Annotated in this window: 28 protein-coding genes and 1 other RNA gene; 12 read left to right on the forward strand and 17 right to left on the reverse strand. The window is 67.2% G+C overall.

Annotated elements, in window-relative coordinates; genetic code table 11:
• Positions 1–16: 16 nt before the first annotated feature.
• From pyrC to rnpB, 3 genes are all read left to right on the forward strand, one after another.
• Complete coding sequence (pyrC, locus tag AC10V3_RS02285) at positions 17–1,051, forward strand: dihydroorotase (RefSeq protein ID WP_022533558.1); 1,035 nt, start codon at positions 17–19, stop codon at positions 1,049–1,051.
• A 10-nt stretch (positions 1,052–1,061) separates the two neighbouring features.
• The gene (locus tag AC10V3_RS02290) at positions 1,062–1,901 is read left to right on the forward strand and encodes a DUF3025 domain-containing protein (protein WP_490923045.1); all 840 of its coding nucleotides are present in this window, start codon (positions 1,062–1,064) and stop codon (positions 1,899–1,901) included.
• Positions 1,902–1,945: 44 nt separating this feature from the next.
• Positions 1,946–2,286: RNase P RNA component class A (gene rnpB / locus AC10V3_RS02295), an RNA gene on the forward strand.
• A gap of 55 nt (positions 2,287–2,341) precedes the next feature.
• Here the strand turns inward: rnpB and AC10V3_RS02300 are convergent.
• Positions 2,342–2,764: an OsmC family protein gene (locus AC10V3_RS02300; protein ID WP_018008793.1), complete on the reverse strand. Its 423-nt coding sequence runs from the start codon at positions 2,762–2,764 to the stop codon at positions 2,342–2,344.
• Positions 2,765–3,487: 723 nt separating this feature from the next.
• On the opposite strand from AC10V3_RS02300, the gene rplM reads away from it, so the two are divergent.
• The 4 genes from rplM to erpA all read left to right on the forward strand — a co-directional run bounded on the left by rplM (position 3,488) and on the right by erpA (position 5,536).
• Positions 3,488–3,916 (forward strand): 50S ribosomal protein L13, encoded by a 429-nt coding sequence (gene rplM / locus AC10V3_RS02305; protein ID WP_010813907.1) that lies wholly within the window; start codon positions 3,488–3,490, stop codon positions 3,914–3,916.
• 12 nt (positions 3,917–3,928) lie between these two features.
• On the forward strand, positions 3,929–4,321 hold the full coding sequence (rpsI, locus tag AC10V3_RS02310) for a 30S ribosomal protein S9 (RefSeq protein ID WP_019447061.1): 393 nt from the start codon (positions 3,929–3,931) through the stop codon (positions 4,319–4,321).
• A 257-nt stretch (positions 4,322–4,578) separates the two neighbouring features.
• Complete coding sequence (locus tag AC10V3_RS02315) at positions 4,579–5,067, forward strand: bactofilin family protein (RefSeq protein WP_490923047.1); 489 nt, start codon at positions 4,579–4,581, stop codon at positions 5,065–5,067.
• Between the two features lie 100 nt (positions 5,068–5,167).
• Positions 5,168–5,536 carry an iron-sulfur cluster insertion protein ErpA gene (gene erpA, locus AC10V3_RS02320; protein ID WP_010813904.1) on the forward strand — a complete coding sequence of 123 codons (369 nt, stop codon included), beginning with the start codon at positions 5,168–5,170 and terminating at the stop codon, positions 5,534–5,536.
• Positions 5,537–5,595: 59 nt separating this feature from the next.
• Here erpA and AC10V3_RS02325 read toward each other — a convergent pair whose 3' ends face one another.
• Entirely contained in the window at positions 5,596–6,393 is a 798-nt protein-coding gene (locus AC10V3_RS02325) for a phytanoyl-CoA dioxygenase family protein (protein ID WP_022533561.1), read from the reverse strand.
• A gap of 91 nt (positions 6,394–6,484) precedes the next feature.
• Between AC10V3_RS02325 and AC10V3_RS02330 the strand changes: the two genes are divergently transcribed.
• The gene (locus AC10V3_RS02330; RefSeq protein WP_490923048.1) at positions 6,485–7,387 is read left to right on the forward strand and encodes a LysR family transcriptional regulator; all 903 of its coding nucleotides are present in this window, start codon (positions 6,485–6,487) and stop codon (positions 7,385–7,387) included.
• Between the two features lie 3 nt (positions 7,388–7,390).
• Here the strand turns inward: AC10V3_RS02330 and AC10V3_RS02335 are convergent, their stop codons facing one another.
• Positions 7,391–8,521 (reverse strand): anhydro-N-acetylmuramic acid kinase, encoded by a 1,131-nt coding sequence (locus AC10V3_RS02335; protein ID WP_022533563.1) that lies wholly within the window; start codon positions 8,519–8,521, stop codon positions 7,391–7,393.
• Between the two features lie 2 nt (positions 8,522–8,523).
• Positions 8,524–9,918, reverse strand: a complete 1,395-nt coding sequence (locus AC10V3_RS02340; RefSeq protein WP_022533564.1) for a M23 family metallopeptidase — start codon at positions 9,916–9,918, stop codon at positions 8,524–8,526.
• 258 nt (positions 9,919–10,176) lie between these two features.
• On the opposite strand from AC10V3_RS02340, the gene tyrS reads away from it, so the two are divergent.
• The 4 genes from tyrS (at position 10,177) to AC10V3_RS02360 (ending at position 13,356) form a co-directional block, all read left to right on the forward strand.
• Positions 10,177–11,418: a tyrosine--tRNA ligase gene (tyrS, locus tag AC10V3_RS02345; protein ID WP_022533565.1), complete on the forward strand. Its 1,242-nt coding sequence runs from the start codon at positions 10,177–10,179 to the stop codon at positions 11,416–11,418.
• Between the two features lie 10 nt (positions 11,419–11,428).
• Positions 11,429–11,905 carry a D-aminoacyl-tRNA deacylase gene (dtd, locus tag AC10V3_RS02350; protein WP_042884091.1) on the forward strand — a complete coding sequence of 159 codons (477 nt, stop codon included), beginning with the start codon at positions 11,429–11,431 and terminating at the stop codon, positions 11,903–11,905.
• Positions 11,906–11,971: 66 nt separating this feature from the next.
• On the forward strand, positions 11,972–12,619 hold the full coding sequence (locus tag AC10V3_RS02355) for a YbhB/YbcL family Raf kinase inhibitor-like protein (RefSeq protein ID WP_022533567.1): 648 nt from the start codon (positions 11,972–11,974) through the stop codon (positions 12,617–12,619).
• 62 nt (positions 12,620–12,681) lie between these two features.
• The gene (locus AC10V3_RS02360; protein ID WP_022533568.1) at positions 12,682–13,356 is read left to right on the forward strand and encodes a histidine phosphatase family protein; all 675 of its coding nucleotides are present in this window, start codon (positions 12,682–12,684) and stop codon (positions 13,354–13,356) included.
• 128 nt (positions 13,357–13,484) lie between these two features.
• On the opposite strand, the gene AC10V3_RS02365 is transcribed toward AC10V3_RS02360, so the two are convergent.
• The 13 genes from AC10V3_RS02365 to AC10V3_RS02425 form a co-directional block, all read right to left on the reverse strand.
• Positions 13,485–14,210 carry a queuosine precursor transporter gene (locus tag AC10V3_RS02365; RefSeq protein WP_022533569.1) on the reverse strand — a complete coding sequence of 242 codons (726 nt, stop codon included), beginning with the start codon at positions 14,208–14,210 and terminating at the stop codon, positions 13,485–13,487.
• A 178-nt stretch (positions 14,211–14,388) separates the two neighbouring features.
• A complete protein-coding gene (locus AC10V3_RS02370; protein ID WP_022533570.1) occupies positions 14,389–14,973 on the reverse strand; it encodes a BPSL1445 family SYLF domain-containing lipoprotein in 585 nt (194 codons plus the stop codon).
• A gap of 43 nt (positions 14,974–15,016) precedes the next feature.
• Entirely contained in the window at positions 15,017–15,619 is a 603-nt protein-coding gene (locus tag AC10V3_RS02375) for a hypothetical protein (RefSeq protein ID WP_490923051.1), read from the reverse strand.
• 245 nt (positions 15,620–15,864) lie between these two features.
• On the reverse strand, positions 15,865–16,923 hold the full coding sequence (ruvB, locus tag AC10V3_RS02380) for a Holliday junction branch migration DNA helicase RuvB (protein WP_022533572.1): 1,059 nt from the start codon (positions 16,921–16,923) through the stop codon (positions 15,865–15,867).
• A 46-nt stretch (positions 16,924–16,969) separates the two neighbouring features.
• Positions 16,970–17,551: a Holliday junction branch migration protein RuvA gene (ruvA, locus tag AC10V3_RS02385; RefSeq protein ID WP_454751549.1), complete on the reverse strand. Its 582-nt coding sequence runs from the start codon at positions 17,549–17,551 to the stop codon at positions 16,970–16,972.
• 68 nt (positions 17,552–17,619) lie between these two features.
• Positions 17,620–18,852 carry a glycerophosphodiester phosphodiesterase gene (locus tag AC10V3_RS02390; protein ID WP_022533574.1) on the reverse strand — a complete coding sequence of 411 codons (1,233 nt, stop codon included), beginning with the start codon at positions 18,850–18,852 and terminating at the stop codon, positions 17,620–17,622.
• Between the two features lie 71 nt (positions 18,853–18,923).
• Positions 18,924–19,469, reverse strand: a complete 546-nt coding sequence (gene ruvC / locus AC10V3_RS02395; RefSeq protein WP_454751551.1) for a crossover junction endodeoxyribonuclease RuvC — start codon at positions 19,467–19,469, stop codon at positions 18,924–18,926.
• Between the two features lie 149 nt (positions 19,470–19,618).
• A complete protein-coding gene (gene purH, locus AC10V3_RS02400) occupies positions 19,619–21,193 on the reverse strand; it encodes a bifunctional phosphoribosylaminoimidazolecarboxamide formyltransferase/IMP cyclohydrolase (RefSeq protein WP_490923053.1) in 1,575 nt (524 codons plus the stop codon).
• Positions 21,194–21,215: 22 nt separating this feature from the next.
• Positions 21,216–21,449 carry a Fis family transcriptional regulator gene (locus AC10V3_RS02405; protein ID WP_022533577.1) on the reverse strand — a complete coding sequence of 78 codons (234 nt, stop codon included), beginning with the start codon at positions 21,447–21,449 and terminating at the stop codon, positions 21,216–21,218.
• Positions 21,446–22,516 (reverse strand): tRNA dihydrouridine synthase DusB, encoded by a 1,071-nt coding sequence (gene dusB / locus AC10V3_RS02410; RefSeq protein WP_349605516.1) that lies wholly within the window; start codon positions 22,514–22,516, stop codon positions 21,446–21,448. The genes AC10V3_RS02405 and dusB overlap by 4 nt, the downstream gene beginning before the upstream one ends.
• Positions 22,517–22,888: 372 nt before the next feature.
• Positions 22,889–24,118 (reverse strand): UbiH/UbiF/VisC/COQ6 family ubiquinone biosynthesis hydroxylase, encoded by a 1,230-nt coding sequence (locus AC10V3_RS02415; protein WP_022533579.1) that lies wholly within the window; start codon positions 24,116–24,118, stop codon positions 22,889–22,891.
• Positions 24,099–24,578 carry a hypothetical protein gene (locus AC10V3_RS02420; RefSeq protein ID WP_490923055.1) on the reverse strand — a complete coding sequence of 160 codons (480 nt, stop codon included), beginning with the start codon at positions 24,576–24,578 and terminating at the stop codon, positions 24,099–24,101. Before AC10V3_RS02420 ends, AC10V3_RS02415 begins: the two co-directional genes overlap by 20 nt.
• On the reverse strand, positions 24,575–25,978 hold the full coding sequence (locus AC10V3_RS02425; RefSeq protein ID WP_490923057.1) for an aminopeptidase P N-terminal domain-containing protein: 1,404 nt from the start codon (positions 25,976–25,978) through the stop codon (positions 24,575–24,577). Before AC10V3_RS02425 ends, AC10V3_RS02420 begins: the two co-directional genes overlap by 4 nt.
• Positions 25,979–26,009 lie beyond the last annotated feature (31 nt).

The following is a 26,009-nucleotide window of genomic DNA, read 5'->3' on the forward strand; positions in this document are numbered from 1 at the left end:
CCGGCCCAAGCAAGCCATGACCCAGAAGCTCACCATCACCCGCCCGGACGACTGGCACCTGCACCTGCGCGACGGCGCTGCGCTGGCCGCCGTGCTGCCCGACACCGCCCGCCAGTTCGCGCGCGCCATCATCATGCCCAACCTGAAGCCGCCGGTGACCACGGTGGCGCAGGCCCAGGCCTACCGGGCCCGCATCCTGGCCGCGCTGCCGGCCGGCATGCAGTTCGAGCCGCTGATGACGCTGTACCTGACCGACAACACCACGGCCGAAGAGATCGTCGCGGCCAAGGCGAGCGGCTTCGTGCACGGCGTCAAGCTGTATCCGGCTGGCGCCACCACCAACAGCGACGCCGGCGTGACCGATATCCGCCGCTGCTACGCCGCGCTGGAAGCGATGCAGCGCGAGGGCCTGCCGCTGCAGGTGCACGGCGAGGTGACCGATCCGAGCATCGATATCTTCGACCGCGAAGCCGTCTTTATCGAGCGCGTGATGACGCCGCTGCGCCGCGACATGCCCGAGCTCAAGGTGGTGTTCGAGCACATCACCACCAAGGATGCTGCCCAGTACGTGCTGGAAGCCAGCGGCCCGGTCGGCGCGACCATCACCGCGCACCATCTGCTGTACAACCGCAACGCCATCTTCACCGGCGGCATCCGCCCGCATTACTACTGCCTGCCGGTGCTCAAGCGCGAAACCCACCGCGAGGCGCTGGTGGCGGCCGCCGTCTCGGGCAGCCCGCGCTTCTTCCTTGGCACCGACAGCGCGCCGCACGCGCGCGGGCTGAAGGAACACGCCTGCGGCTGCGCCGGCTGCTATACCGCGCTGCATGCGATGGAGCTGTATGCCGAGGCCTTCGACGCCGCCGGCGCGCTCGACAAGCTGGAGGCTTTCGCCAGCTTCAACGGTCCCGCCTTCTACGGCCTGCCGCGCAACACCGGCACGCTGACGCTGGAGCGCGAGGACTGGGAACTGCCGGCCGAGTTGCCCTACGGCGACACCACGCTGGTGCCGCTGCGCGGCGGCGAGACGCTGCGCTGGAAGGCCCGCTGAGGCCTTGCGCATGCAGGCTTGCGCGGCGGACGAACCCTTCGCCGCTGCGCTGGCCGGGATCGACTGGTCCCGGCCGTGGTTCCAGCCTTTTGCCGTGCAAGGCGCCGCACTGGCCGCGGCGGTGCAGGGCGGCGCCGACCTGCGTGCGCTGCTCGACGCGCAGGCTGAAGCGCTGGACCTGCGCAACGCGCGCGGGCTGCCACTGCGCTTTATCGCCCAGCAGGCCCTGCCGGATGGCAGCGCCTACGAGGCGCATATCCACGCCACCGGCGAAGTCCCGACCCGGGACAATCTCCACGATTTCTTCAACGCGCTGATCTGGCTGCATTTCCCGCGGACCAAGCGTTTGCTCAACGAGGTCCAGGCCGAGGTCATCGCGCGCGAGGGCGTGCAGACCACGCGCGGGGGCGTGCGCGACGCGGCCACATTGTTCGATGAGAACGCGGTGCTGTTTGTCACTACCGACGCGGGACTGGCCGATGCGCTCAAGGGGTTTGCATGGCAGCGGCTCTTTGTCGAGAACCGGCCCGCGTGGGGTGAGTCCTGCGCGGTAGCGCCGTTCGGGCATGCGCTGCTCGAAAAGCTGGTGCAGCCATACAAGGCGGTAACGGCGCATGCGTGGGTACTGCCGCTTGCTCCGGGCGCGGTGGCAGACGCGAAGCTGGACGGTGTGCTGGATGAATCACTGGAGACAGCAGTCCATGCCGGTGCGCTGCGCGGCGGGCGCAGCTTCGCACCGCTGCCGGTCATGGGCGTCCCCGGCTGGTGCGACGCGAATGCAGCGCCGGATTTCTATGCCGACACCACGGTATTCCGCCCGGGACGGCGCCGCGACCTGGCCGCGGGCTGACGGCAGCGACCTTCGCCGTGATTCGGTGTTAGACTGCGGGCCGCAAAGCAGGCCAGGCAACCGCTGCCTGCACCGCAAGGTGCAGGGGGAGGAAAGTCCGGACTCCATAGGGCAGGGTGTTGGCTAACAGCCATCCACGGCAACGTGCGGAATAGGGCCACAGAGACGAGTCTTCCCACCGGGTACGCCCGGTAGGAAGGGTGAAACGCGGTAACCTCCACCTGGAGCAATCCCAAATAGGCAGGCGATGAAGCGGCCCGCTGAGCCTGCGGGTAGGGAGCTGGAGCCGGCTGGTAACAGCCGGCCTAGAGGAATGGTTGTCACGCGCCGCAAGCCGCAAGGCGGGCGGCGCGCACAGAATCCGGCTTATCGGCCTGCTTTGCTTCTGTCTTCGGCATGACCCGGCCGCCTGCGCGGCGCACCGGGTTTGCGACATCCCCTCAGCCTTCGACGATTTCCAGCGTGTGCGTGATCTCGGCCGTCTTGGCCAGCATGATCGACGCCGAGCAGTACTTCTCGTGCGACAGCTTGATCGCGCGCTCGACCGTGGCGGGGTTGAGATTCTTGCCGGTCACCACAAAATGGAAGTTGATGCGGGTGAAGACCTTGGGGTCCTCGCCGGCGCGCTCGGCCTGCAGCTGCACGCTGCAGCCGGTCACGTCCTGGCGGCCGCGCTTGAGGATCAGCACCACGTCGTAGGCGGTGCAGCCGCCGGTGCCGAGCAGCACCATCTCCATCGGCCGCGGCGCCAGGTTATGGCCGCCGCCCTCGGGCGCGCCGTCCATCGCAACGATATGGCCGCTGCCGGTCTGGGCGACGAAGCTCATGCCGTCCGCGCCCATCCATGTTACTTTGCATTCCATTTTGTTCGTTCCTGTCGTTTGTATTGTGAGTTTCCGGTCACAAGCGAGTGATCTCGAATCTTGCAATTCTGAGTATATGGCATCGTCAAGTTTGGGCCCGGGATGCCGATATCCTTAGGAAATCTGAGGGTTTCCTCTAATCCGACAGCTTGGTATGCCGTCACGGATGTAGTTAGTTTGTTGATTTAAAACGGAATTCTAGTCTTTGGCAAAGATTGTCCCGCTTTCCGCAATATGGAATTGCATTTCGCAGTACAAATTTCACTTGCATCCGGGAAAACCCCATGTATAATTTCAATCATTGAACGACGGCGCTGACAGCGCGCCAGAGTGCGAAAGCGAAGCCTCCCGGCCAAGCCCTCCGCACCGCCCGCAGGCTCCCGTCGATCTCCAAGTGTCTCCTCCACCCTCCTCCTTTGGTGGATTCAAACCCAAGCTCAACGGCTTGGGTTTTTTTTCGCCCCTACGGTCCGGCTAGACGGCCGTCGGAAAGTGCTCGAGGCTGCCCAGGCGCGGCGCCAAGCCCACGATCTTGACGAAAAGATCAGTCTTTGCTTGTGCCACTCCGGCAGGCGCCAGTATAATCGACGGCTTTTCCGTCATGCCCGCGGAAGAAGAAAGCAGGACCAGGCCAGTCCCAGGGACCGGCCACAAGACTTGCAGGGGCGAGTACAAGCCTTCGCGAGTCGGATTACGGGCACGAACCAATAGTCAGGAAAAATCATGAAGACCTTTTCCGCCAAGCCTCATGAGGTAAAGCGCGACTGGTACGTGATTGACGCGACGGACAAAGTCCTCGGCCGTGTCGCCAGCGAAGTGGCACGCCGTCTGCGCGGCAAGCACAAGCCGGAATTCACTCCGCACGTCGACACGGGTGATTACATCATCATCGTCAATGCAGCCAAGCTGCGTGTCACGGGTACCAAGGAAACGGACAAGAAGTACTATCGCCATTCGGGTTACCCGGGCGGTATCTACGAAACGACGTTCGGCAAGATGCAGCAGCGTTTCCCGGGCCGTGCCCTGGAAAAGGCTGTGAAGGGCATGCTGCCGAAGGGTCCGCTGGGCTACGCGATGATCAAGAAGCTGAAGGTTTACGCCGAAGCCGAGCATCCGCACGAAGCGCAGCAGCCCAAGGCGCTGGAAATCTAAGGAGGCCAATCCATGATCGGTAACTGGAATTACGGTACTGGCCGCCGCAAGAGCGCTGTGGCTCGTGTCTTCATCAAGTCGGGCAAGGGCGACATCGTCGTCAACGGCAAGCCCATCAAAGAGTATTTCGCTCGCGAAACCTCGCTGATGATCGTGCGCCAACCCCTGGAACTGACCGCCCACGGCGAAACGTTCGACATCAAGGTCAACGTGACCGGCGGTGGCGAAACCGGCCAGGCCGGCGCAGTGCGCCATGGCATCACTCGTGCCCTGATCGACTACGATGCGACCCTGAAGTCGGCCCTGTCGAAGGCTGGCTACGTCACGCGCGATGCACGTGAAGTGGAACGTAAGAAGGTCGGTCTGCACAAGGCGCGTCGTCGCAAGCAGTTCTCGAAGCGCTGATGCGTTTTCGCGGATCCGGTACTGCCGGATCTTGCGAAGCCGGAAAAAACCGCACGCTGGTCGTGCGGTTTTTTTTCGTCCGTGTGGGTACGAAAACGCAACAGCCTGCCGAAATAGCGGATTGGCCGCCATACTTTTGTGGGGTATTCGCTGCACGCGGATACAATCACGCCCTGTCGCCAACGGCAAGCCGTCTGCCGCTGGCGATTGCGCCCCGGTCCGGAGGGCCCGGTACGAACCAGAGAGGAGTGAGAGCGATGCTGTTTTCGAAAAAGAAAGGCCTTTCGATCGATACGCTGCTCGGCGAAGACACCGCCATCGACGGCGACCTGGTGTTTGCCGGCGGCCTGCGCCTGGACGGGCGCGTGCGCGGCAATATCACCGCGGCGCCCGGCAAGCCGAGCATGCTGGTGGTCAGCGAAAAGGGCATGGTCGAAGGCCAGATCAGCGTGGGACACCTGGTGCTGAACGGCACCGTCAAGGGTCCAGTGCAGGCCACCGACCTGCTTGAACTGCAGCCGAACGCCCGCGTACTGGGTGACGTGCGTTATGCGGCGCTGGAAATGCACCAGGGCGCGCTGGTGGAGGGCCGCCTGATGCCGCTGGCGCAAGGCGAGATCAAGGTGCTGCCGAACCTCGTCGAGGCGGGACCGGTGACCGATGTGACGGAAGCGTTGGATGGCGCTGTGGGCAAGGACAAAGAAACTCCCACGGACGAGTCCAGTCCTACTGAAAAGGTCGCCTGAGCGGCTCCCGATACGCCGGGAATCCCTTGAAAACACAGGGTTTCGGCACGATCTTCCAGTAGCGCTTAGAATAAGGCGTATCTAAACAGGAGAACACCCCATGAACGCAGTCGCAGAGGCACCCGTTACCGAGGACGTGCCGGCACCGTTCGTCTTTACCGACAGCGCCGCCGACAAGGTCAAGCAGTTGATCGAGGAAGAGGGCAATGCCGAACTGAAACTGCGCGTGTTCGTGCAGGGCGGCGGCTGCTCTGGCTTCCAGTATGGCTTCACCTTCGACGAGGAAGTCAACGAAGACGACACCACCATGGTCAAGAATGGCGTCACCCTGCTGATCGACTCGATGAGCTACCAATACCTGGTTGGCGCCGAGATCGACTACAAGGAAGACATCAACGGCGCCCAGTTCGTGATCAAGAACCCGAATGCCTCGACCACCTGCGGTTGCGGCTCGTCGTTCTCGGTCTGACCTGCCTGGTCCCCAGGAAAAACGCAGCTTCGGCTGCGTTTTTCTTTTGCGGCGGCGGATTACCGCGCGGCGCGCCAGACCACCGGGAACCAGTCCTCGCGCATGCGTTCGCCGGTCTGCTGGCCGATGCCGGGGAAAGGCGGTGAGGTGCGGCCGGGCCGCTGCATGAAACGCACGTCGTCGCCGAGGAAGCGTGCCGAGAACGCGCGCCGCCTGCCGGTGCCGGTGTTGCCCGCGGCGCCGTGCACGGTGCGGAAGTCGAACACCACCGCATCGCCTGGCTCCAGTTCGGGCGCGTGCAGCGTATGGCTGCCGTCCTCCACGTCGGGCATTTCCATAAAGGTATCGTCGCCACCGTAGAAGTTCTCATTGCTGGCCCAGCGCTTGGGCCGCACCAGCCGCGGCCAGCGGTGCGAGCCGGCCACCACGCGCAGCGTATTGGCCTGCGTTACCGGGTCCAGCGGGATCCAGTAGCTCGCGGTCTGGGTGCCATCAACGCAGTAATAGGGCAGGTCCTGGTGCCAAGGCGTGGGCTTGGCCGTGCCGGGCTCTTTGACCAGGATGTGTTCATGGAACACCTGCACCGCCTGTGACTGCATGATGCGGCCGGCGATCTCCGCCGCCGCTGACTGGCGGATAAAGGCATCGAACGGCGCGATGCGCTGCCAGTTGCAGTAGTCCTCGAAGAAGCGGCCGCTCTCGCCGGGCCGCACGTTCTCGATGGCAAAGGGACCGGGCTCGGCCAGGTTCTGTGCAAAGCCATCGCGCAGGCGCTCGACCCACTCCGCGAACACGCCGCGCAGCACCAGTACGCCGTCGCGCTGGTAGGTATCGATCTGTTCTTTTGTGATGTCCATGCCGGGGGCTCCGTGTGGGGATTCTGGTCAGTATCGACACCCGGCAAGGATAGGAAAAGCATATATTTCCTATGTTGCGATATAGGAAATCATGATTGCTTTCTCTTTCCGCCAGCTGGAATACTTCGTCGCCGCCGCCGAGCACGGCAGCATCAGCGCCGCGGCCCGCGCGCGCCATGTGTCGCAGCCGTCCGTGTCCACCGCGATCGCACAGCTCGAAGACACGCTGGGCGAGCCGCTGTTCAAGCGCCAGGTCAGCCGCGGGCTGGTCCTGACGCCGGCCGGCCAGCGCCTGCTGGGCCGTGCGCGCGACATCCTGGCGCTGGCGGCAGGCCTCACCGCCGACGATGCCGGCGCGGGCCTCAGCGGCCAGTTGTCGCTCACCTGCTTCCAGGACCTGGGGCCGTATTTCGTGCCGCGCCTGCTGGCGGGATTCCGGCAGCGCCATCCAGGCGTATCGGTCACGCTGTTCGAAGCCGACCTCGCCACCGTGCACCGCTCGCTGCACGCCGGCAAGGCCGAGCTGGCGCTGACCTATGACCTCGGCCTCGACGCGCGCACCGAGCGCCGCACGCTGGCGCAGTTGCCGCCCTATGCGCTGCTGCCCGCCAGCCATCGGCTGGCGCATGGCGCGGACGTGAGTCTGGCCGACCTCGCCGGCGAGCAGCTGATCCTTGAGGACATCCCCCAGACGCGCGAGTACTTCCTGTCGCTGTTCTGGGCGCACGACCTGCATCCGACCCTGCACCAGTACACGCAGACCTTCGAGATGCAGCGCGGGCTGGTGGCGCACGGCTATGGCGTGGCGCTGTCGTGCACGCGCCCCGCCGGCGACCACAGCTACGACGGCATGCCGATCGCCTGCCTGCCGCTGCGCGAGCCGGTGACGCCGCAACGCGTGGTGCTGGCGCGCTCGCCGGCGATGCGGGCCTCGCCGCTGGCGCAGGCGTTCATGGACTGGGTGGAGGTGGGCGGCGCAGCGCCGCAGGCGTAGCGCTCAGCGCGGATAGATCGCGCCCAGCACGCGCGGCCCGGCGGCGCCGGTCACGGTGGGCACGTTGCCCGGCAGGCGCAGCACGCACTGGCGCGCCAGCCAGGCAAAGGCGATGGCCTCGACCTGCGAGACGGGCACGCCGTAGTCTTCGGAAGTTTCGATGGCTACGCCCGGCAGCGCCTGCGCCAGCCGCACCATCACGTAGGCGTTGCGGGCCCCGCCGCCGCAGACGATCAGGCGGCGCGCCTCGGGCGCATGCGTGCGCACATCGCGCGCGATGGCCTCGGCGGTCAGTGCCGCCAGCGTGGCCTGCACGTCGGCGGGTGGGAGATGTTGGAACGATGCGAGACGGGCTTCGAGCCAGCCCGGATGGAACAGGTCACGCCCCGTGCTCTTGGGCGGCGGCGCGCTGAAATAAGGCTCCGCCAGGCACTGTGCCAGCAGCGCCGCGTCGACGCGGCCGCTGGCTGCCCAGTCGCCGTTGCTGTCGAACGGCAGCCCCTGGTGGCGTCCGATCCAGTAGTCGAGCAGCGCGTTGCCCGGGCCGCAGTCGAAGCCGCTGACGGCGCCGCCCGCAGCGGGCAGGATGCTGATGTTGGAAATGCCGCCGATATTGCACGCGACGCGGGTCTCGGCATCGCTGCCGAACAATGCGTGGTGCAGCGCCGGCACCAGCGGTGCGCCCTGGCCGCCGGCAGCCACGTCGCGGCTGCGGAAGTCCGCGACCACGTCGATGCCCGTCAGCTCGGCGAGTCGTGCCGGATGCTGGCTCTGGCGCGTGTAGCCGATGCCGTCGTACAGGCCCGGCCGGTGGCGGATGGTCTGCCCGTGCGCGCCGAGGGCGACGACCGTATCGGCCCCGACCCGCGCCTCGCGCAGCAGCATGGCCACGCAGTCTGCATAGACCTTTGCCAGCGCATTGGCGGCCAGCGCCTCGCGATGGATCTCGTCCTCGCCCGGCTGCTGCAGGGCGGAGAACGCCGCGCGCAGGGTTTCTGGAAACGGCTGGCTGGCAGCCGCCAGTACCGCAGGCCGTGCGCCGCTGAAATCCACCAGCACGGCATCGGCACCGTCCATGCTGGTGCCGGACATGATGCCGATGTAACGTTCGCTGCCAGTCGCGGCCAGGGTCACGGTCAGTTGGAGGCGGTCAGCACGTTGTAGGTGCGCAGCGCATTGATGCGGCTGAGCAGCCCGCTGGTGTAGGTCTGGAACTCCTGGCGCGACTTGCCGCTCAACGCCGGCGATTCCATCAGCGTGATGGTCAGCGGGTTCTGCGGCACGTCGTTGAAGCGGAACTCATAGTGCAGGTGCGGGCCGGTGGCCCAGCCGGTCGAGCCGACATAGCCGATCAGCTGCCCCTGCCGCACCGGCTGGCCCTGGCGCATGCCGGCAAAGCCGGACAAATGCGCGTAGTAGGTCGAGTAGCCGTTGGCGTGGTTCAGGATGACGATATTGCCGTAGCCGTTCTGCTGGCCGACGAACTCGACCACGCCGTCGCCGGTGGCGAGCACCTTGGTGCCGGTCGGGGCCGCAAAGTCCACGCCCTTGTGCTGGGCCCAGTCGTGATGCAGCGGATGCTCGCGGCCGCCGAAGCCCGACGACACCCGCGAGAACTCCACCGGCGAACGCAGGAACGGCCGCTTCATGCTGCGTCCGTCGAAGGTGTAATAGGCGCCAGTGCCGTCCTTGCTGTCCTCGGGCGAGAACCACAGCGCCTGGTGCAGCTGGTTGCGGTTGATCAGCTCGACTGCGATCACGCGGCCGTTGCGCACGAAGGTGCCGTCGCGAAAGCCCGCTTCGTAGATGATGCGGAAGCGGTCGCCGCTGGCGATATCGTGGTGGAAGTCGATCACGCCGGAGAAGATCGACAGCATTTGCTGCACGACCTCGTCGGGCACGTTGGCCGCGTCCATGGCCTTGAAGAAACCGCCGCCGGAAATCGCGCCGGAGGCCATCTCGTATTGCACGTCGTTGTCCACGCGCAGGACCTTGGCCTTGTAGGTGGCGTTGGTGTTGTCGACGGCCGGGCGCACGCGTTCGATCACCAGCTCGCGCGAAGCCGCGGCGTCGCCGCCGAGGTTGGCCTGCAGCGACACCAGCATATTGCTTTCGTCGATCTCAGCCTGCACCGCCTGGCCCGGGTTCAGGTTGAACAGGCCGCGCGCGGTGGGGTTCTTGACGATAAAGGCCTGCGCATCGGGATCGTCCACGCCGAGACGGCGCAGCAGGCTGCCAATGGTGTCGCCGCGCTGCATGCGCTCTTCGCGCACGTAGACGGCCTCGGAATCGGTAAGCTGTTCGAGTTGCTCGCGCACGTCGGGCATGCGCAGCGTCTGCTGCGTGCGCGGGGCGAGCGGATCGTCAAAGGCGCTGCGTGGTGCAACGCCCATCGCCGCGGCCATGCCGAGCGTGAAGATCGCGCCCACCGAGGCCGTCAGTTGCTTGCGCCGGCGCGCATGCTGGGGGTTGGTCGGGTCAACGAGAACCACCAACTCGCGCGCGAAAACTTCGCGGAGTCTGGACCACATCACGTAAAATTCAACCTTGGTCTGAGCACCGCTGCCGGAACGATGTGTCTCGTCTACCTTCCTCCCCCGAGGTGCGGCGCGTGCTGTTCACTTATTGGCCACCGGCATTACTGCAATGATTTCGCAGCAACAAGAAGTGGCGGGTGGCGCACTGGAAAGCCTTCCGCTGGCGCCCGGGAACGCGGATTATACCAAAATCCTGTCTTGGCGGCTGTCGGAATCTTTCCTAAAATTTCATGTTTTTCAAAGACTTACGTCATGACTGAAGTTTCCCAGGGCCCCGAGGCCAAATACCCCCTGACGCCGTCGGTGATGCAAGCCCTGGAAGTCTCCAGGCGTGGCTGCGACGAACTGCTGATCGAATCCGAATGGGCGCAGAAGCTGGCGCGCAGCGAAGCCACCGGCGTGCCGCTGCGCATCAAGCTGGGGCTGGACCCGACCGCGCCGGACATCCACATTGGCCATACCGTGGTGCTGAACAAGCTGCGCCAGCTGCAGGACCTCGGCCACCAGGTCATCTTCCTGATCGGCGATTTCACCTCGACCATCGGCGACCCGTCGGGCCGCAACAGCACGCGACCGCCGCTCACGCGCGAGCAGATCGAGGCCAACGCGCAGACCTACTACCGCCAGGCCAGCCTGGTGCTTGACCCCGCCAGGACCGAGATCCGCTACAACAGCGAATGGTGCGATCCGCTGGGCGCGCGCGGCATGATCCAGCTGGCCGCCAAGTACACCGTGGCGCGGATGATGGAGCGCGACGACTTCACCAAGCGCTTCCGCTCCGGGATCCCGATTTCCGTCCACGAGTTCCTCTACCCGCTGATGCAGGGCTACGACTCGGTCGCGCTGAAGTCGGACCTGGAGCTGGGCGGTACCGACCAGAAGTTCAACCTGCTGGTCGGGCGCGAGCTGCAGAAGGAATACGGCCAGGAGCCGCAGTGCATCCTGACCATGCCGCTGCTGGTGGGCCTGGACGGCGTCGAGAAGATGTCCAAGTCCAAGGGCAACTATGTCGGCGTGACCGAGGCGCCCAACGAGATGTTCGGCAAGCTGATGAGCATCTCGGACGACCTGATGTGGCAGTACTTCACGCTGCTGTCGTTCCGGCCGATGAACGAGATCGAGCTGATGAAGCAGGAAATCGCGCAGGGCCGCAACCCGCGCGACTGCAAGGTGATGCTGGCGCAGGAGATCGTGGCGCGCTTTCACAGCCAGGCCGATGCCGAAAAGGCGCTGGAAGACTTCAACCACCGCGCGCGCGGCGGCGTGCCGGACGATATCCCGGCGGTCAGCCTGACGGGCGCGCCGCTGGGCATCGCCCAGTTGCTCAAGCAGGCCAATCTGGTGCCGTCAACCTCGGAAGCCAACCGTAATATCGACCAGGGCGGCGTCAAGATCGACGGCGCCACGGTCAGCGACAAGGCCACCAAGGTTGCCGCCGGCACCTACGTCGTGCAGGTCGGCAAGCGCCGCTTCGCGCGCGTCACGCTGGCCTGAGGCGGTCGGGATGATCGCACTGATCCAGCGGGTGGCACAGGCTCGCGTGACGGTCGAGGGGCGCACCACCGGCGAGATCGGCGCCGGCCTGCTGGCGCTGGTCTGCGCCGAGCGCGGCGACACCGAGGCGCAGGCCGAGCGGCTGCTGGCCAAGATGCTGTCGTACCGGGTGTTTTCGGACGCGGCCGGCAAGATGAACCTGCCGGTGCAGAACATGGACGGCAACGGCAACCCGGGCGGGTTGCTGGTGGTGTCGCAGTTCACGCTGGCGGCCGATACCAACAGCGGCACGCGCCCGAGCTTCACGCCGGCGGCGTCGCCAGAAGACGGCAAGCGCCTGTACGAGCATTTCGTGGCGCAGGCGCGCGCTGCGCACCCGCACGTGCAGACTGGCGAGTTCGGCGCGATGATGCAGGTCAGCCTGGTCAACGACGGCCCGGTCACGTTCTGGCTGCGCGTAGCGCCGGCCGGGGCTGGCCAGGCGTAGCGGCGCGCGCGCCGCACGGATTCCAAGTTGCCGCGCCCTGGCGCGGCACCAAGACAGGAGAGACAAATGAAACTCTGGAGCAAGTCCTTCAACGACAACGCGCCGATTCCCGGCGAGTTCGCCTTCTGCGTGCCCGACGCTGCTGCCCACGTGGCCCTGTCGACCAACCGCAACCCCGACCTGCATTGGGAAGATGCGCCGGTTGAGACGCGCTCGTTCGTGCTGATCTGCCACGACCGCGACGTGCCCAGCAAGGGCGACGACGTCAACCAGGAAGGCCGCGAAGTGCCGGCCTCGTTGCCGCGCGTGGACTTCTTCCACTGGGTGCTGGTCGATATCCCGCCCGGCCTGACCTCGATCGCGGCCGGTTCGCACAGCGATGGCGTGATCGCGCGCGGCAAGCCCGGCCCCGAGGCCACCGGCGGCACCGCCACCGCGGGCGGCCTGCGCCATGGCATCAACGACTACACCGGCTGGTTCGCCAGCGACGCCGACATGAAGGGCGACTACTACGGCTATGACGGCCCGTGCCCCCCGTGGAACGACACGCTGCTGCACCACTACGTGTTCACGCTGTACGCGCTGGACATCGACCGCCTGCCGCTGGACGGCACCTTCACCGGTGCGCAGGTGCGCGAGGCGATCCAGGGCCACGTGCTGGCGCAGGCCAGCCTGACCGGCACCTATACGCTGAACCCGAAGCTGGCGAAATAACGCCGGGCCGCCGCCGGCGCGAGCCGCGCGGCACAGGCCTCAAGGAAACCGAAGGAAACGGCATGTCGCAAAGCCCCGGGCTGCATTCACTGGCCTATACCCACCTGATCGTGATCCGCCATGGCGAGACGGCCTGGAACCGGGAGCGCCGGCTGCAGGGCCAGCTCGACATTCCGCTGAACGACACCGGCCGCGCCCAGGCGCGCGCGCTGGCCGCCGCGCTGGCGGGCGAGCCGATCGATGCGGTGTATTCGAGCGACCTGTCGCGCGCGATGGAGACTGCCACGCCGCTGGCCGAGGCGCTCGGCTTGCAGGTGCGGCCCGATCCGCGCCTGCGCGAGCGCAGCTATGGCACGCTGCAGGGCAAGACTTACGCCGAAGTGGCCGAGCACCTGCCCGAGGATTTCGCCCGCTGGCAGGCGCGCGTGCCGGACTACGCGCCGCCTCAAGGCGAGTCGCTATTGGGTTTCCACGAGCGCGCCGTCGAAGCCGCGCTGGCGCTGTCGCGCCGGCATCCGGGCGAGCGCATCGCGCTGGTGGCGCATGGCGGGGTGCTGGATTGCCTGTACCGCGAGGCCACGGGCATGACGCTGGAGGCGCCGCGTCAGCATGAGCTGCTTAACGCCAGTGTCAACCGGCTGCGCAGCGACAGTTCGCATCTGACGCTGGCGCAGTGGGGGGATGTCAGCCATCTGGAGAATCTGGCGCTGGATGAGGTGGATCGGCGGGTGCCGTAGGCGGCGGTGTCTCATGCACCGCGGGTTTGCTCCCTCTCCCGCTTGCGGGAGAGGGAGAACACCTTGCTCAGGCTAGTTCGGGGGGCTTTGGCGCACCCAAAACCGCTGTCCTTTTCGGCGCTGGCGCCTCAAACCCTCACCCTGAACGGCGTGAAGTTCGTATTCCGGTCAAACCAGTCCTCGTTCTCCGCCCGCTTCAGAAACCCCACCACCTTGTACGTCACCGGCGTCATCACCACCTCCCAGCCGGTCTTCAGCACATACTGCGCCACCGCCACCTGGATCACCTTCTCCAGAGGCCAGATCCCATAGAAGGCGATCACATAGAACAGCGACGAATCTACCAGCTCCCCGGCCAGCGTGGAGCCGATCGTGCGCGTCCACAGCCAGCGCCCGCCGGTCCACAGCTTCATCTTCGCCAGCACGTAGCTGTTGGTAAAGCTGCCGCAGCAGAACGCGATCAGCGAGCCCAGCGCGATGCGCCAGGTGTTGCCGAACACGTCCTGCAGGCTCTTCTGGTAGTCCGCCATGAATGGCGCCACCGGCATGTTCAGCACCACCAGGCTCATGAAGGTGGCGAAGGCCAGCGCGGCAAAGCCGGCCCAGACCACGCGCCGGTCGCGTCCATAGCCGTAGACCTCGGTCAGCACGTCACCAAAGATGTATGAGATCGGGAAGAACAGCACCCCGGCGCCGAAGGTCACCGTCCCGATCAGCGGCAGCGTCACCTGCGCCGCCTTGGCCGCGCCGATCAGGTTGGAGCACAGCAGCACGGTGACGAACGCCACCATGACAAGGTCGTAGTAGCGGTAGACGCGCCCGGCCTGGGCCGTGCTGGCGGGTATGGCGGACATGGGGGCTCCCGGTCAAGTGCGCTGGCGCGCACGGTGTTTTGGGCGCGATTATGCCAGCGAGGGTCCGTTACTGTCGGCGGGAGGGCGCAGGACAAAAAAATCCCGGCCGCAGCCGGGAAACTCGTCCTTGGAGAAATCAGGTCAGGCCGGGCAGCCCCGCGGGCGCCCGCTGCCCGTATCAGATATTCAGCTTGGAGATCTTGGAACCGTTCAGCGACACATCGAACATCAGCCCCGCGTTGGTCTGCACGAAGCCGACCACCGGCTGCTGCGTGGTCAGCGTGTCGAGCTGGCCGTTTGCGCCAATCTTGGCCAGCGCCACGTTGGCATCGGCGCCAGCGGTCCAGCCTTTGCTGTTGAGGAATTTGTTGTACGCCTCCGGCGTCATGAACATGATGACGACGGACTTGGACTGGCCGCCGGCGGTCAGGCCTACCGAAGCCTGGGCGGTGCTGTAGTAGCCCACCGTCGAGCCTTGGGAGCGCAGCGCGCCCTCGCCATACTCGCCGCCGACCACGAGGCCGGCCGAGATCACGCGCGGGAACACCAGGACGCCCTGCGCGCGCTGAGCCAGCTCGCGCGAGCCGTTGGCCGAGGAATAGAGCCGGTTCAGCGCGCCATCGACGCCCGCATCGATCTCTTTCTTCTTGGCGGCCGGGTCGCTCGAGGCGCTGGTGCCGGTGGTGCTGCAGCCCGCGGCCATCACGGTGGCGACAAGCAGGCCCGAGCCGGCAACCCGGGTAACAAAATGGCGACGATTCATAGGTAACCTCCTGGTAGAAAAGTACCGCGCCCGGCGCGGCGGCTCAGTTGGCTGTGGCCGACGCCGGCGCCTTGACCGTAATGGCCACGACTTCGCGGTAGACGACCTTGGCCATCTGGCCGCGCTTGATCTTGTTGAGGTCGATCGCCGGGTCCTCGATCTTGACGGTGCGCAGGGTCTCGCGCGGGCCGCGGAAGGTGATGAGCTTCTTGGCCGGATCGATCTTGGTGATTTCCGCGGTCACGGTGGTGGTGACCTCGCGCATGATGCCGGGCTTGCCGCCTTCGGCCGCGCGCGAGGTGCGTTCGACCTGCTCGGCCAGCGCCGTGGCCTTGCTGTCGATCGGCTCCAGCGATGCCACCACGGCGGCGCCCCGAGCCACGGTGACGATGTCGCCCTTGCGCACCTGGCCGAAGTTGCGGGCTTCGTCGCCGGCGATCAGTTCCACCACGTTGCCACGCGGGCCCTGCACCAGCACGGCCTTGGAGTCGGGGTCGATATCGATGATCTTGCCGCTGATCACGGCCTCTTCCCCCACCATGACGGGGGCGGGCGTGCGCTGGGCATAGGCGCTGCCCATGGTCAGGACGGCGCCCGCGATGGCGGTGGCAAGGAGGGTGGAATGACGGCGGATGCTGCGGCTCATGACTTTCCTCAGGGTGGGAATCAGGTCATAACGGCACCGCTTACCAGCCGGCGCGGTCATCGGAGGCACCTGTCAGGTGCTGATGAAGCCATTGTGGACAATCGACCACGGCCCAGCAATCCACTTCGAAAAAATTTGGGGGGCGAAATTAAAACGTTTAATTGGCGCCCGCATGGCCTCTGGAAGGGGCGGGGGAGAGCAGTCGCCGCCGCGCCGCCGCTACCGCCGCTACCGCCGCGGCTGGCTTACTGGCCGTCGAACAGCTCGCCGGCGCCGCCGGCCTGGGGGGAGGCCAGCCCGAAATGCCGGTAGGCCGCGGCGGTGGCTACGCGCCCGCGCGGCGTGCGCTGCAGGTAGCCCTGCTGGATCAGGTAAGGCTCGAGCACGTCCTCGATGGTGTCGCGCTCCTCGCCGATGGCCGCGGCCAGGTTGTCCACCCCCACCGGGCCGCCGCCGAACTTGTGCAGCACGGCCTCCAGCAGCTTGCGGTCCATCAGGTCGAAACCCACGCGGTCCACGTCCAGCATTGCCAGTGCGGCGTCGGCCATCTCGCGCGTGATGGTGCCGTCGCCCTTGACCTCGGCGTAGTCGCGCACGCGGCGCAGCAGCCGGTTGGCGATACGGGGCGTGCCGCGCGCGCGGCGGGCGATTTCCAGCGCGCCGTGCGGGTCGATGCGGGCGTGCAGCAGTTGCGCCGAGCGCGTGACGATGCGCGCCAGCTCCTCGGCGGTATAGAACTCCAGCCGCGCCACGATGCCGAAGCGGTCGCGCAGCGGATTGGTCAGCATGCCGGCGCGGGTGGTCGCGCCCACCAGCGTGAACGGCTGCAGGTCCAGCTTGACCGAGCGGGCCGCCGGGCCTTCGCCGATCATGATGTCGATCTGGTAGTCCTCCAGCGCCGGGTACAGGATTTCCTCGACGACCGGCGAGAGCCGGTGGATCTCGTCGATGAACAGCACGTCGTTGGCTTCCAGGTTGGTCAGCAGCGCGGCCAGGTCGCCCGGGCGCTCCAGCACCGGGCCTGAGGTCTGGCGCAGGCTCACGCCCATTTCGCGCGCGATGATGTGGGCCAGCGTGGTCTTGCCCAGCCCGGGCGGGCCGAACAGCAGCACATGATCCAGCGCCTCGCGCCGGTTGCGCGCCGCGTGCATGAAGATATCGAGCTGCCCGCGCACCTTTTCCTGGCCGACATATTCGTCCAGCAGCTTGGGCCGCAGCGCGCGCTCGTACGCCTCCTCCTGCGACGAGGCGGGGGTGGCGGAGATCACGCGGGCGGGGGCGGAAAGCTTGTCGGTTTCGATCATGGCGGTCAGGGACCAAACAGCGGCAATAACCCCGTCATTCTACGCCTCAGCCCTTGGACAGCGACTTGAGCGCCAGCTTGATGCCCTCGGACACGCCGGTTCCGGCCGGCACTTGCTTGATCGCCAGGGCCGCTTCCTTCTCCGAATAGCCCAGCGCCAGCAGCGCATTGAGCACGTCGATGGCGCTGTCGGGCACGACCTGTGCCCCCGGCGCGTGGCCCAGCTCAGCGCCCAGCTTGCCCTTGAGTTCCAGCATCAGCCGCTCGGCGGTCTTCTTGCCGATGCCGGGCACGCGCGTGAGCCGGCCTGCCTCCTGCAGCGTGATTGCCTGCGCCAACTCCGATACCGACATGCCCGACAGCACCGCCAGCGCCATGCGTGCGCCGATGCCGGTGATCTTGATCAGCTCGCGGAAGGTGTTGCGTTCCGAGGCGGTGCCGAAGCCGTACAGCAGGTGCGCGTCCTCGCGCACGATCAGCTGCGTCAGCAGCGTCACCGGCTGGCCCACCGCGGGCAGGTTGTAGAAGGTGCTCATCGGCACGTCGACCTCGTAGCCGACGCCGTGGCAGTCGACCAGCAGGTGCGGGGGATTCTTCTCGATTAGGGTGCCGGCGATGCGTCCGATCATGGTGCGGTGTGGTGTGTCAGGTAGGGGATGGGGCGGCCGCAAGTGTACCCCGCGGCCGCCTGCCGGCCTCAGCGCGCCGGCGTATCGACCGCGCGCCGGCCCAGCGCCGGGTCGTCGGTGAAGAAGCCGTCCACGCCGGCGGCGATGAAGGCCTGCACCTCGCGCACCATGCCGGCGGGGCTGCGCGTGGCGTCGTCCCCGCCGGTCTGCAGCGCCTTGGGCAGGAAGCTGTTTTCCGGGCGGAAAGTGTAGGGGTGGACGAAGAGGCCCGCCGCATGCGCATTGCGGACTACCGCCGTTGGCGCAGCCAGCGCGCCTTGCGCATCGCGCGGTACCACGCTGCTCTTCTCCGGGCCAATGCCGTCGGCGTAGGCCGCCACTTCGCGCAGGCCGGTCGTGCTCAGCATGTCGTCGAAGGTGCGCGGGTCGCCGGCCAGCTTCCAGTCGGCGGGGCCCTTGCGCGGGTTGCCGACCAGTTGGACCAGCTTAACGTTGGGCAGCCCGCGGCCCAGCGTGCGCCGCATCGCGCGCAGGCTGCCGCTCTCGAAGCACTGGATAAAGACCGGTGCCTGACGCAGGTAGGGCTGCGCGCGTACGGCAGCCGCCAGCTTGTCTTCGAGCGGCAGGCCGATGCCGCGGAAATAGCTCGGATGCTTCAGCTCGGCATAGATGCCGATGGGTTTGCCGGTGCGCAGCGAGGCCTGCTCGGCCAGGCGCACGATCTCGTCGAAGGTCGGCACTTCGAACTGGTCGTTCAGCCGCGCATTGGCCGGCCGCACGCGCGGGATGCGCTCGCGTGCGCGCAATGTCTTGAGCTCGGCCAGCGTGAAGTCTTCGGTGAACCAGCCGGTCAGGCGCTCGCCGTCGATGACCTTGGTGCGCTTGCGCTCGGCAAACTGCGCCAGCTCGGCGACGTTGGTGGTACCGGTGATGTCATTCTCGTGGCGCGCCACCAGCACGCCGTCGCGGGTCATCACCAGGTCGGGCTCGATCACGTCGGCGCCGTCCTCGATCGCCTTGGTGTAGGCGGCGAGCGTGTGTTCGGGGCGCAGCGCGCTGGCGCCGCGGTGCGCGATCACCAGCGCCTTGGGCTTTTCCGCAGCGGGCGGCGGTGCGCTCGGGGTGGGTGCCGGAGCCGGTGCCGGCGGCGCGGGCTTGTGGCGCGGCGCGGTGGCGCAGCCGGCGAGCAGCACGGCGCAGGCCGCGGCGGCCGCGGCCGGGAACAGCCATCGTCGGGAAGCAGGGAAGATGAGGCCGGCGGCGCGCGAGCGCGGCGCGCTCAGTCGGGACTGGCTTGGCATGCAGCGTTCCTGTGGAAAGACGAATGCCCGATTGTAAAAGACGCGGGCCGGGCGACCCCGTAATCGGCCAATCAGCCGATCAGCCGGCCTCGGCGCACACGCATGCCCTTGCGCGCCAGGTCGGGCGCCAGGCCCGCCAGCGTGCCCAGGGTATCGCCGCCATTGGCATGGCAGATCGCCACGCCGAGCGCATCGGCCGCATCGCTGCCGGGCTGGCCGGGCAGCATCAGCAACCGTGTCACCATCTCCTGAACCTGCGCCTTGTTGGCGCGGCCATAGCCGACCACCGCCACCTTGAGCTGCAGCGCGGTGTACTCGAACACCGGCAACCCGTAACTGACCAGCCCGCAGATCGCCGCGCCGCGGGCCTGGCCGAGCAGCAGCGTCGATTGCGGGTTGACGTTGACGAACACCTTCTCGATCGCCGCGCAGTCGGGCGCGTAGGTACGGGACACTTCGCTGATGCCGTCGTACAGCGTCTTCAGTCGTTCCGGCAGCGGCGAGTTGCCGTCGCTCCTGATCGTGCCCGAGGCCACGTAGGCAAGCTTGTTGCCGTGCTTCTCGATCACGCCGAAGCCGGTGGTGCGCAGGCCGGGGTCGATGCCTAGGATTCGCATGGGCTGGGTAGGGTGGATGCCGTCGCTAGTGTATTGCTTTTTGCGCCGGCACCTAATGCAAAAAGCGGTTTCGCTTTCCCTTGCAGGAGAACGAAACCGCTTCGGGAGCCGGCGGTCTTGCGCTGCAAGACCAGCGAGCTGGCCAGTGCTCAGTGGCGGAAGTGGCGCGTGCCGGTCACCACCATGGCGATGCCACGCTCGTCGGCGGCGGCGATCACTTCGTCGTCGCGCACCGAGCCGCCCGGCTGGATCACGCAGGTCGCGCCCGCGTCGACCACCACGTCCAGGCCGTCACGGAACGGGAAGAACGCGTCCGAGGCCACCGCCGAGCCGGCCAGCGTCAGGCCGGCGTTCTGTGCCTTGATGCTGGCGATGCGGGCCGAATCCACGCGGCTCATCTGGCCCGCGCCGACGCCCAGCGTCATGCCGCCGCCGCAGAACACGATGGCGTTGGACTTGACGAACTTGGCCACGCGCCAGGCGAACATCAGGTCGTCCATTTCCTTCGGGGTCGGGTGACGGCGCGTCACCACGCGCAGCTCGGACGGCTGCACGTTCTTGGCGTCCGGGCTCTGCACCAGCAGGCCGCCGCCGACACGTTTGAAGTCAAACTGGTTGATGCCCTTGCCCAGCGGGATCTCGAGCAGGCGTACGTTCTGCTTGGCCGCGAACACGGCACGCGCGCCGGCGCTGAACGACGGGGCGATCAGCACTTCGACGAACTGCTTGGCCACGGCTTGCGCGGCGGTTTCGTCCAGTTCGACGTTGAAGGCGATGATGCCGCCGAAGGCCGAGGTCGAATCGGTCTTGAAGGCCTTGTCATACGCTTCGAGCGCGTTCGCGCCCAGCGCCACGCCGCACGGGTTGGCGTGCTTGATGATGACGCAGGCGGCGGCCGTGGCGGCATCGAACGACTTGACGCATTCCCAGGCGGCGTCGGCGTCGGCGATGTTGTTGTACGACAGCTCCTTGCCCTGCAGCTGCACGTAGTTGGCCAGTGCGCCGTCCACGGCCTTCAGGTCGCGGTAGAAGGCGGCCGACTGGTGCGGGTTCTCGCCGTAGCGCATTTCCTGCACCTTGTCGAAGGCCAGGTTCAGCGTCTGCGGGTAGGCGCTGCGGCCCTGGTGCGACTTGTCGGCACCCAGGCTGGTCAGGTAGTTGGTGATGGCGCCGTCGTACTGCGCGGTGTGCGCGAACACCTTGGTGGCCAGGCGGAAGTTGGTGTCATAGCCGACGCTGTTGCCGCTGGCGCGCATTTCGTCCAGCACCACCGCGTAGTCGGCCGGGTCGACGATCACGGTCACGTCGCGGTGGTTCTTGGCCGCCGAGCGCAGCATGGTCGGGCCGCCGATGTCGATGTTCTCGATCGCGTCGGGCAGCGTGCAGTCATCCTTGGCCACGGTCTGCTGGAACGGGTACAGGTTCACCACCAGCAGGTCGATCGTCGGGATGTTGTGCTCGGCCAGCGCAGCCATGTGCTCGGGCAGGTCGCGGCGCGCCAGGATGCCGCCGTGGACCTTGGGGTGCAGCGTCTTCACGCGGCCGTCGAGCATTTCCGGGAAGCCGGTGTAGTCGGCCACCTCCGTCACGGGCAGGCCGCTGTCGGCCAGCAGCTTGGCGGTGCCGCCGGTGGAAAGCAGCGTGACGCCGAGCGCATTCAGTTCGCGCGCGAAGTCGACGATACCGGTCTTGTCGGAAACAGAGAGTAGGGCTTGCTTGATCATGGCTGTGGGAGATGCTTCAAATTCAAAGTAAACCGTGCTGCTGCAGCTTCTTGCGCAGCGTATTGCGATTGATGCCGAGGTAGGCGGCAGCCAGCGACTGGTTGCGCTCGGCGCGCAGCATCACGGCCTCGAGCAGTGGCCTTTCCACCGCCTCGAGCACCATGTTGTACATATTGGACGGCTCTTCGCCGTCCAGGTCGCGAAAGTACGTGTCCAGGCTTTCCCGGATGCACTGGTCGATAGCGTTGCGGCTCATGCGGCAAGCAACTCCCCGTTTTTGTTGTTGTTCGCTTCGTCTTTTTCGTTTGCCTGCGGTGCGGCGTCGTCCACGTACACCAGCCGGTCCGAGAACTGCGCCTGCTCGTCGAAGAACGCGTTGACCGCTGCCAGTTGCTCGGTGGTGGATTCCAGCGTGTTCATGCGATGGCGGAACAGGTTCGCGCCGCGCAGCCCGCGCGTGTACCAGGCAATATGCTTGCGCGCGGTGCGCACGCCGGTGAACTCGCCGTAGAAGGCGTAGTGGTCCTCCAGGTGCGCGTTCATGATCGCGCGGATCTCGGCCACTTCCGGCGACGGCAGCAACTCACCGGTCTTCAGGAAGTGTTCGATCTCACGGAACAGCCACGGCCGGCCCTGCGCCGCGCGGCCGATCATGATCGCGTCCGCGCCGGTCAGTGCCAGCACCTCTTTGGCCTTGTGCGGCGTGGTGATGTCGCCGTTGGCGACCACCGGGATCGAGAGCGCTGCCTTGACCGCGGCAATGGTCTCGTACTCGGCGTCGCCGTGGTACAGGTCGGCGCGGGTGCGCCCGTGGATGGTGAGCATGCTGATGCCCGCGTCCTGCACCATGCGCGCGATGCGCAGCGCGTTGCGGTTCTCGCGGTTCCAGCCGGTGCGGATCTTCAGCGTGACCGGCACGCGCTCGCCGACGGCGGCGACCACCGCCTCGACGATGCGCACCACCAGCGGCTCGTTCTGCAGCAGCGCCGAGCCGGCGGCGACGTTGCACACCTTCTTGGCCGGGCAGCCCATGTTGATGTCGATGATCTGCGCGCCGCGGTCCACGTTGTAGCGTGCGGCCTCGGCCATCATCGACGGTTCGGCGCCGGCGATCTGCACGGCGATGGGCTCGACCTCGCCGGCATGGTTGGCGCGGCGCATGGTCTTCTCGCTCTTCCACAACTGTGCGTTGGACGCCACCATCTCCGAGACCGCATAGCCCGCACCGAGCTGCTTGCACAGCTGGCGGAACGGCCGGTCCGTCACGCCCGCCATCGGGGCGACGAACAGGTTATTGCGGAGTTGATGCGGTCCGATCTGCACGATTGGGCGGTGGTGGTGTGGCGATCCTGCGGGCCATGCCGTCCTTGCCGCGCGTTTTGCGCCATGAGGGAACCGGACAGCCTGCTTTGAAACGGAAGACGAAACGGTAAAACATGCCCCTGCCGAAACTGCGGCCGGCGGTGGATCGGGGCATGTGCGAGGGCAGGATTCTACCGCCAAACGGCCGCGACTGCCCAATATTTGAGCATCCATGACCGTTTTGCAGACAGAACGTGGCGCAAATGCCGCCGCATGGGCGGCGCCGGGGCAATGATGGCGGGGCGGGCGGGCGGACCGTTGCGCGGGGCGGGGCAATTCGCTTGCCCCTGGCGGAGCCACCCCGCGCGTGGCGCCCGCGCCACTGGCGCTGGCTCAGCGCCGCATGCCGAACATCATATGGCGCGCCAGTGCGTGCCGCAGCGGCGGCAGGCAGGCCAGCGCCGCCAGCGACGCGCCCCGGGCATGGGCGGCCAGCGGGTAGGAGACGCCGAACAGGCGCGGCAGCAGGTCGGTGACGCCGATCGTGACCGCGCGGTCCAGCCGGTGCCGGCTGGCAAAGGCCTGCAGCGCCTGCGGCGTACAGGCGGTGCGCAGCGAGTCGGCCAGCGCGAACGCATCGCGCAGGCCCAGGTTAAGCCCCTGGCCTGCCACCGGGTGCAGCGTCTGCGCCGCATTGCCGACCGCGGCCACGCGGCCGTTGACGGTGACCGGCGCGGCGTTCAGCCCCAGCGGAAAGGCATGGCGCTTGCCCGCCAGCGTGAAATGTCCCATGCGGTCGCCGAACGCCTTGCCCAACTCCTCGGCGAACTCGGCTTCGGGCAGCGCAATGCGGCGCGCCGCCTGTTCCGACGGGCAGCACCACACCAGCGCGTAGCCTTGCACGCCGTGCTCGTCGTGCGGCAGCAGCGCCAGCGGGCCTTCCTCGGTAAAGCGCTCCCAGGCCCAGCCCGGCTGCGGACGCGAGCAGGCGACATGGGCGATCACCGCGGTCTGGCGATAGTCGCGCGTGCGCGCGCCGCGCCCCTGGTGCGCGGCCTGCTCGTGGAACAGCCCGCCCTCGGCCTGCACCACCAGGCACGTGGCAAAGCGCGCCAGCTGGCCGTCGTGGGCGGTGCCGGTCAGGTGCACGTGGCCGGTATCGGCGTCATCCGCGGCGCGTGGCAGCGGATCCTGCTCGATCTGGTCGATGCGGGTCTCGAACACGCGCAGCAGACGGTCCTCCCCGGCGGCCTGCGCGGCGCGGCCGAGAGCGCGTTCCAGCACGTCGCAAAGCTCGCCATAGCGCACCACGTAGCCGAGCGCTGGCACGTCGTAGTCGTCATGGTGCAGCCGTACGTGGCCGAAGCGGCCGCGCTGCGACACATGGATATGTTCGATCGGGCTGCCGGCCACGGGCCAGGCGCCGATCTGCTCCAGCAGCTGGCGGCTGCCGTGCGACAGCGCGATTGCGCGCGGGTCGCGTGCGGCGCGTGCCGGCGTGGCGGCATCGATCAGCGTGACGCGCCAGTCGGTGGTGTGCAGCAGCTGGCAGGCCAGCGCCAGCCCGACCGGGCCGCCGCCGACGATGGCGATATCGCGGATATCAGCTTGCGCTGCCGGCATTGTTGCTGCCTCCTGCATCGCCTCCCGCATTTGCGCCTTCAGTGCCGGCCCCGGCGCCGCGCTTCCAGCAGAGCGCGTCCGAGCGCGACTTGCCGGCCGCGGCATCGCGCAGCGCATTGTCGAGCTTCTGCTGGTTGAAGCCCGGCAGCGCGCGCAGCCGCTCGACCAGCTCAGCATGGTTGGCGGCATCGAGCGGCACCACGCAGCCCTGGCCGCTATCCTCCGCGCCGATCAGGATCAGCCAGGCGTTGCCGGCCCATGGCGCACGGTTCGACACGCGCACCACCGCGCGCTCGAGGATGTCCCACGCGACTTCCTCGCGCTGGCCGTCGGGGCGGTGCACCACCACGCGGTCGTCATACAGGTTGATGATGAAGGGGTCGGACGGATCGTGCCGGGTCCCGGCATTGCTGCCGGCGGTGTCCTGGCCGGGAAAGATCCTGCGCAGCCAGCCGATCATCGCGGGTCTCCGGAAGCAGGTTGTTGGTCGCGCATCAGCGCCTCGATTTCGTCGGCGCGCACCGGCACGCCGCGCGTGATCAGCTCGCAATCGCCGTCGGTGACGATGGCATCGTCCTCGATGCGGATGCCGATATGCCAGTAGCGCTCGGGCACGTCCTCGGCCGGGCGCACGTAAATGCCGGGCTCGATGGTCAGCACCATGCCGGGCTGCAGCGGGCGCCACGGGCGCTCGCCTTCACCGGTGTGGCTGGCCACGCGGTATTCGCCCACGTCGTGCACATCCATGCCGAGCCAGTGGCCGGTGCGGTGCATGTAGAAGCGGCGGTAATTGCCGCTGGCGAGCACGTCATCGAGCGTGCCTTCCTTGTTGCGGTCGAGCAGGCCGGTATCGAGCATGCCCTGCGCCAGCACGCGCACGGCGGCGTCGTGCGGCACGTTGTAGGGGACGCCCGCGCGGGTTTCGGCGATGGCGGCTTCCTGGGCGGCCACCACCAGGTCGTACAGCTCGCGCTGCGCCGGCGAGAAGCGGCCCGACACCGGGAATGTGCGGGTGATATCCGAGGCGTAGCCGTCCAGCTCGCAGCCGGCGTCGATCAGGCACAGGTCGCCGTCCTTCAGCTCGGCCGGGCCGGCGCGGTAGTGCAGCACGCAGGCGTTGGGGCCGGCCGCGACGATCGAGTTGTAGGCCACGCTCTGCGCGCCGTGGCGACGGAATTCATAGAGCAGCTCGGCTTCGAGGTGGTACTCGCGCAGCCCGGCGCGCGTGGCCTGCATCGCGCGCACATGGGCGCCGGCGGAGATTTCGCCGGCCCGGCGCATGATGGCCAGCTCGCCCGCGTCCTTGAACAGGCGCATCTCGTCGAGCAGCTTGCGGATATCGAGCGCGACCGAGGGCGCGGCCACGCCGGCGCGGCCCTGCATGCGCACGGCGTCCATCCAGCGGCGCATCTGCACGTCGGTGCGGGTCGAGTTGGCGAGCGGGTAGGCCAGCTGGGCGCGGTTGGCCAGCAGCGACGGCAGCGTGGCGTCGATCTCTTCGACCGAATGCGCTTCATCGAAGCCGAATGCGGCGCGCGCGCCTTCCGGGCCGAAGCGGAAACCGTCCCAGATCTCGCGCTCTTCGTGCTTGGGGCGGCAGAACAGGATGCTGCGGTCGGCGTCGGCGGGGTCGCCGGGCGCGCCGGCCACCAGCACCAGCACGGCCTCGGGCTCGGTAAAGCCGGTCAGGTAGTAGAAATAGCTGTCGTGCCGGTACGGGTAGTCGCTGTCGCGGTTGCGCATGGCTTCCGGCGCGGTGGGCAGGATCGCCACGCCACCGCCACCGGCGCGCAGGTGCTGCAGCACACGGGCGCGGCGGTCGCGACAGGCGGCGAGGAGGGCGTTGTCGGGTGCGGACATGTCAGGGCCTGGATGAGGAGGATCAGGCCGA

It is taken from the genome of Cupriavidus sp. PB-02, from assembly GCF_058252315.1.

Bases quoted from the DNA above. Each gene is read 5' to 3' on its own strand.
- AC10V3_RS02340 (WP_022533564.1), bottom strand. From the start codon at position 9,918: ATGTGGTCCAGACTCCGCGAAGTTTTCGCGCGCGAGTTGGTGGTTCTC.
- AC10V3_RS02325 (WP_022533561.1), bottom strand. From the start codon at position 6,393: ATGGACATCACAAAAGAACAGATCGATACCTACCAGCGCGACGGCGTA.
- ruvB (WP_022533572.1), bottom strand. From the start codon at position 16,923: ATGATCGAAACCGACAAGCTTTCCGCCCCCGCCCGCGTGATCTCCGCC.
- ruvC (WP_454751551.1), bottom strand. From the start codon at position 19,469: ATGCGAATCCTAGGCATCGACCCCGGCCTGCGCACCACCGGCTTCGGC.
- AC10V3_RS02420 (WP_490923055.1), bottom strand. From the start codon at position 24,578: ATGATCGGCTGGCTGCGCAGGATCTTTCCCGGCCAGGACACCGCCGGC.
- AC10V3_RS02355 (WP_022533567.1), top strand. From the start codon at position 11,972: ATGAAACTCTGGAGCAAGTCCTTCAACGACAACGCGCCGATTCCCGGC.
- AC10V3_RS02405 (WP_022533577.1), bottom strand. From the start codon at position 21,449: ATGAGCCGCAACGCTATCGACCAGTGCATCCGGGAAAGCCTGGACACG.
- ruvA (WP_454751549.1), bottom strand. From the start codon at position 17,551: ATGATCGGACGCATCGCCGGCACCCTAATCGAGAAGAATCCCCCGCAC.
- AC10V3_RS02360 (WP_022533568.1), top strand. From the start codon at position 12,682: ATGTCGCAAAGCCCCGGGCTGCATTCACTGGCCTATACCCACCTGATC.
- pyrC (WP_022533558.1), top strand. From the start codon at position 17: ATGACCCAGAAGCTCACCATCACCCGCCCGGACGACTGGCACCTGCAC.
- AC10V3_RS02415 (WP_022533579.1), bottom strand. From the start codon at position 24,118: ATGCCGGCAGCGCAAGCTGATATCCGCGATATCGCCATCGTCGGCGGC.
- AC10V3_RS02330 (WP_490923048.1), top strand. From the start codon at position 6,485: ATGATTGCTTTCTCTTTCCGCCAGCTGGAATACTTCGTCGCCGCCGCC.
- AC10V3_RS02290 (WP_490923045.1), top strand. From the start codon at position 1,062: ATGCAGGCTTGCGCGGCGGACGAACCCTTCGCCGCTGCGCTGGCCGGG.
- rplM (WP_010813907.1), top strand. From the start codon at position 3,488: ATGAAGACCTTTTCCGCCAAGCCTCATGAGGTAAAGCGCGACTGGTAC.
- purH (WP_490923053.1), bottom strand. From the start codon at position 21,193: ATGATCAAGCAAGCCCTACTCTCTGTTTCCGACAAGACCGGTATCGTC.
- erpA (WP_010813904.1), top strand. From the start codon at position 5,168: ATGAACGCAGTCGCAGAGGCACCCGTTACCGAGGACGTGCCGGCACCG.
- AC10V3_RS02365 (WP_022533569.1), bottom strand. From the start codon at position 14,210: ATGTCCGCCATACCCGCCAGCACGGCCCAGGCCGGGCGCGTCTACCGC.
- rpsI (WP_019447061.1), top strand. From the start codon at position 3,929: ATGATCGGTAACTGGAATTACGGTACTGGCCGCCGCAAGAGCGCTGTG.
- AC10V3_RS02300 (WP_018008793.1), bottom strand. From the start codon at position 2,764: ATGGAATGCAAAGTAACATGGATGGGCGCGGACGGCATGAGCTTCGTC.
- AC10V3_RS02390 (WP_022533574.1), bottom strand. From the start codon at position 18,852: ATGCCAAGCCAGTCCCGACTGAGCGCGCCGCGCTCGCGCGCCGCCGGC.
- AC10V3_RS02315 (WP_490923047.1), top strand. From the start codon at position 4,579: ATGCTGTTTTCGAAAAAGAAAGGCCTTTCGATCGATACGCTGCTCGGC.
- tyrS (WP_022533565.1), top strand. From the start codon at position 10,177: ATGACTGAAGTTTCCCAGGGCCCCGAGGCCAAATACCCCCTGACGCCG.
- AC10V3_RS02370 (WP_022533570.1), bottom strand. From the start codon at position 14,973: ATGAATCGTCGCCATTTTGTTACCCGGGTTGCCGGCTCGGGCCTGCTT.
- dtd (WP_042884091.1), top strand. From the start codon at position 11,429: ATGATCGCACTGATCCAGCGGGTGGCACAGGCTCGCGTGACGGTCGAG.
- AC10V3_RS02425 (WP_490923057.1), bottom strand. From the start codon at position 25,978: ATGTCCGCACCCGACAACGCCCTCCTCGCCGCCTGTCGCGACCGCCGC.
- AC10V3_RS02375 (WP_490923051.1), bottom strand. From the start codon at position 15,619: ATGAGCCGCAGCATCCGCCGTCATTCCACCCTCCTTGCCACCGCCATC.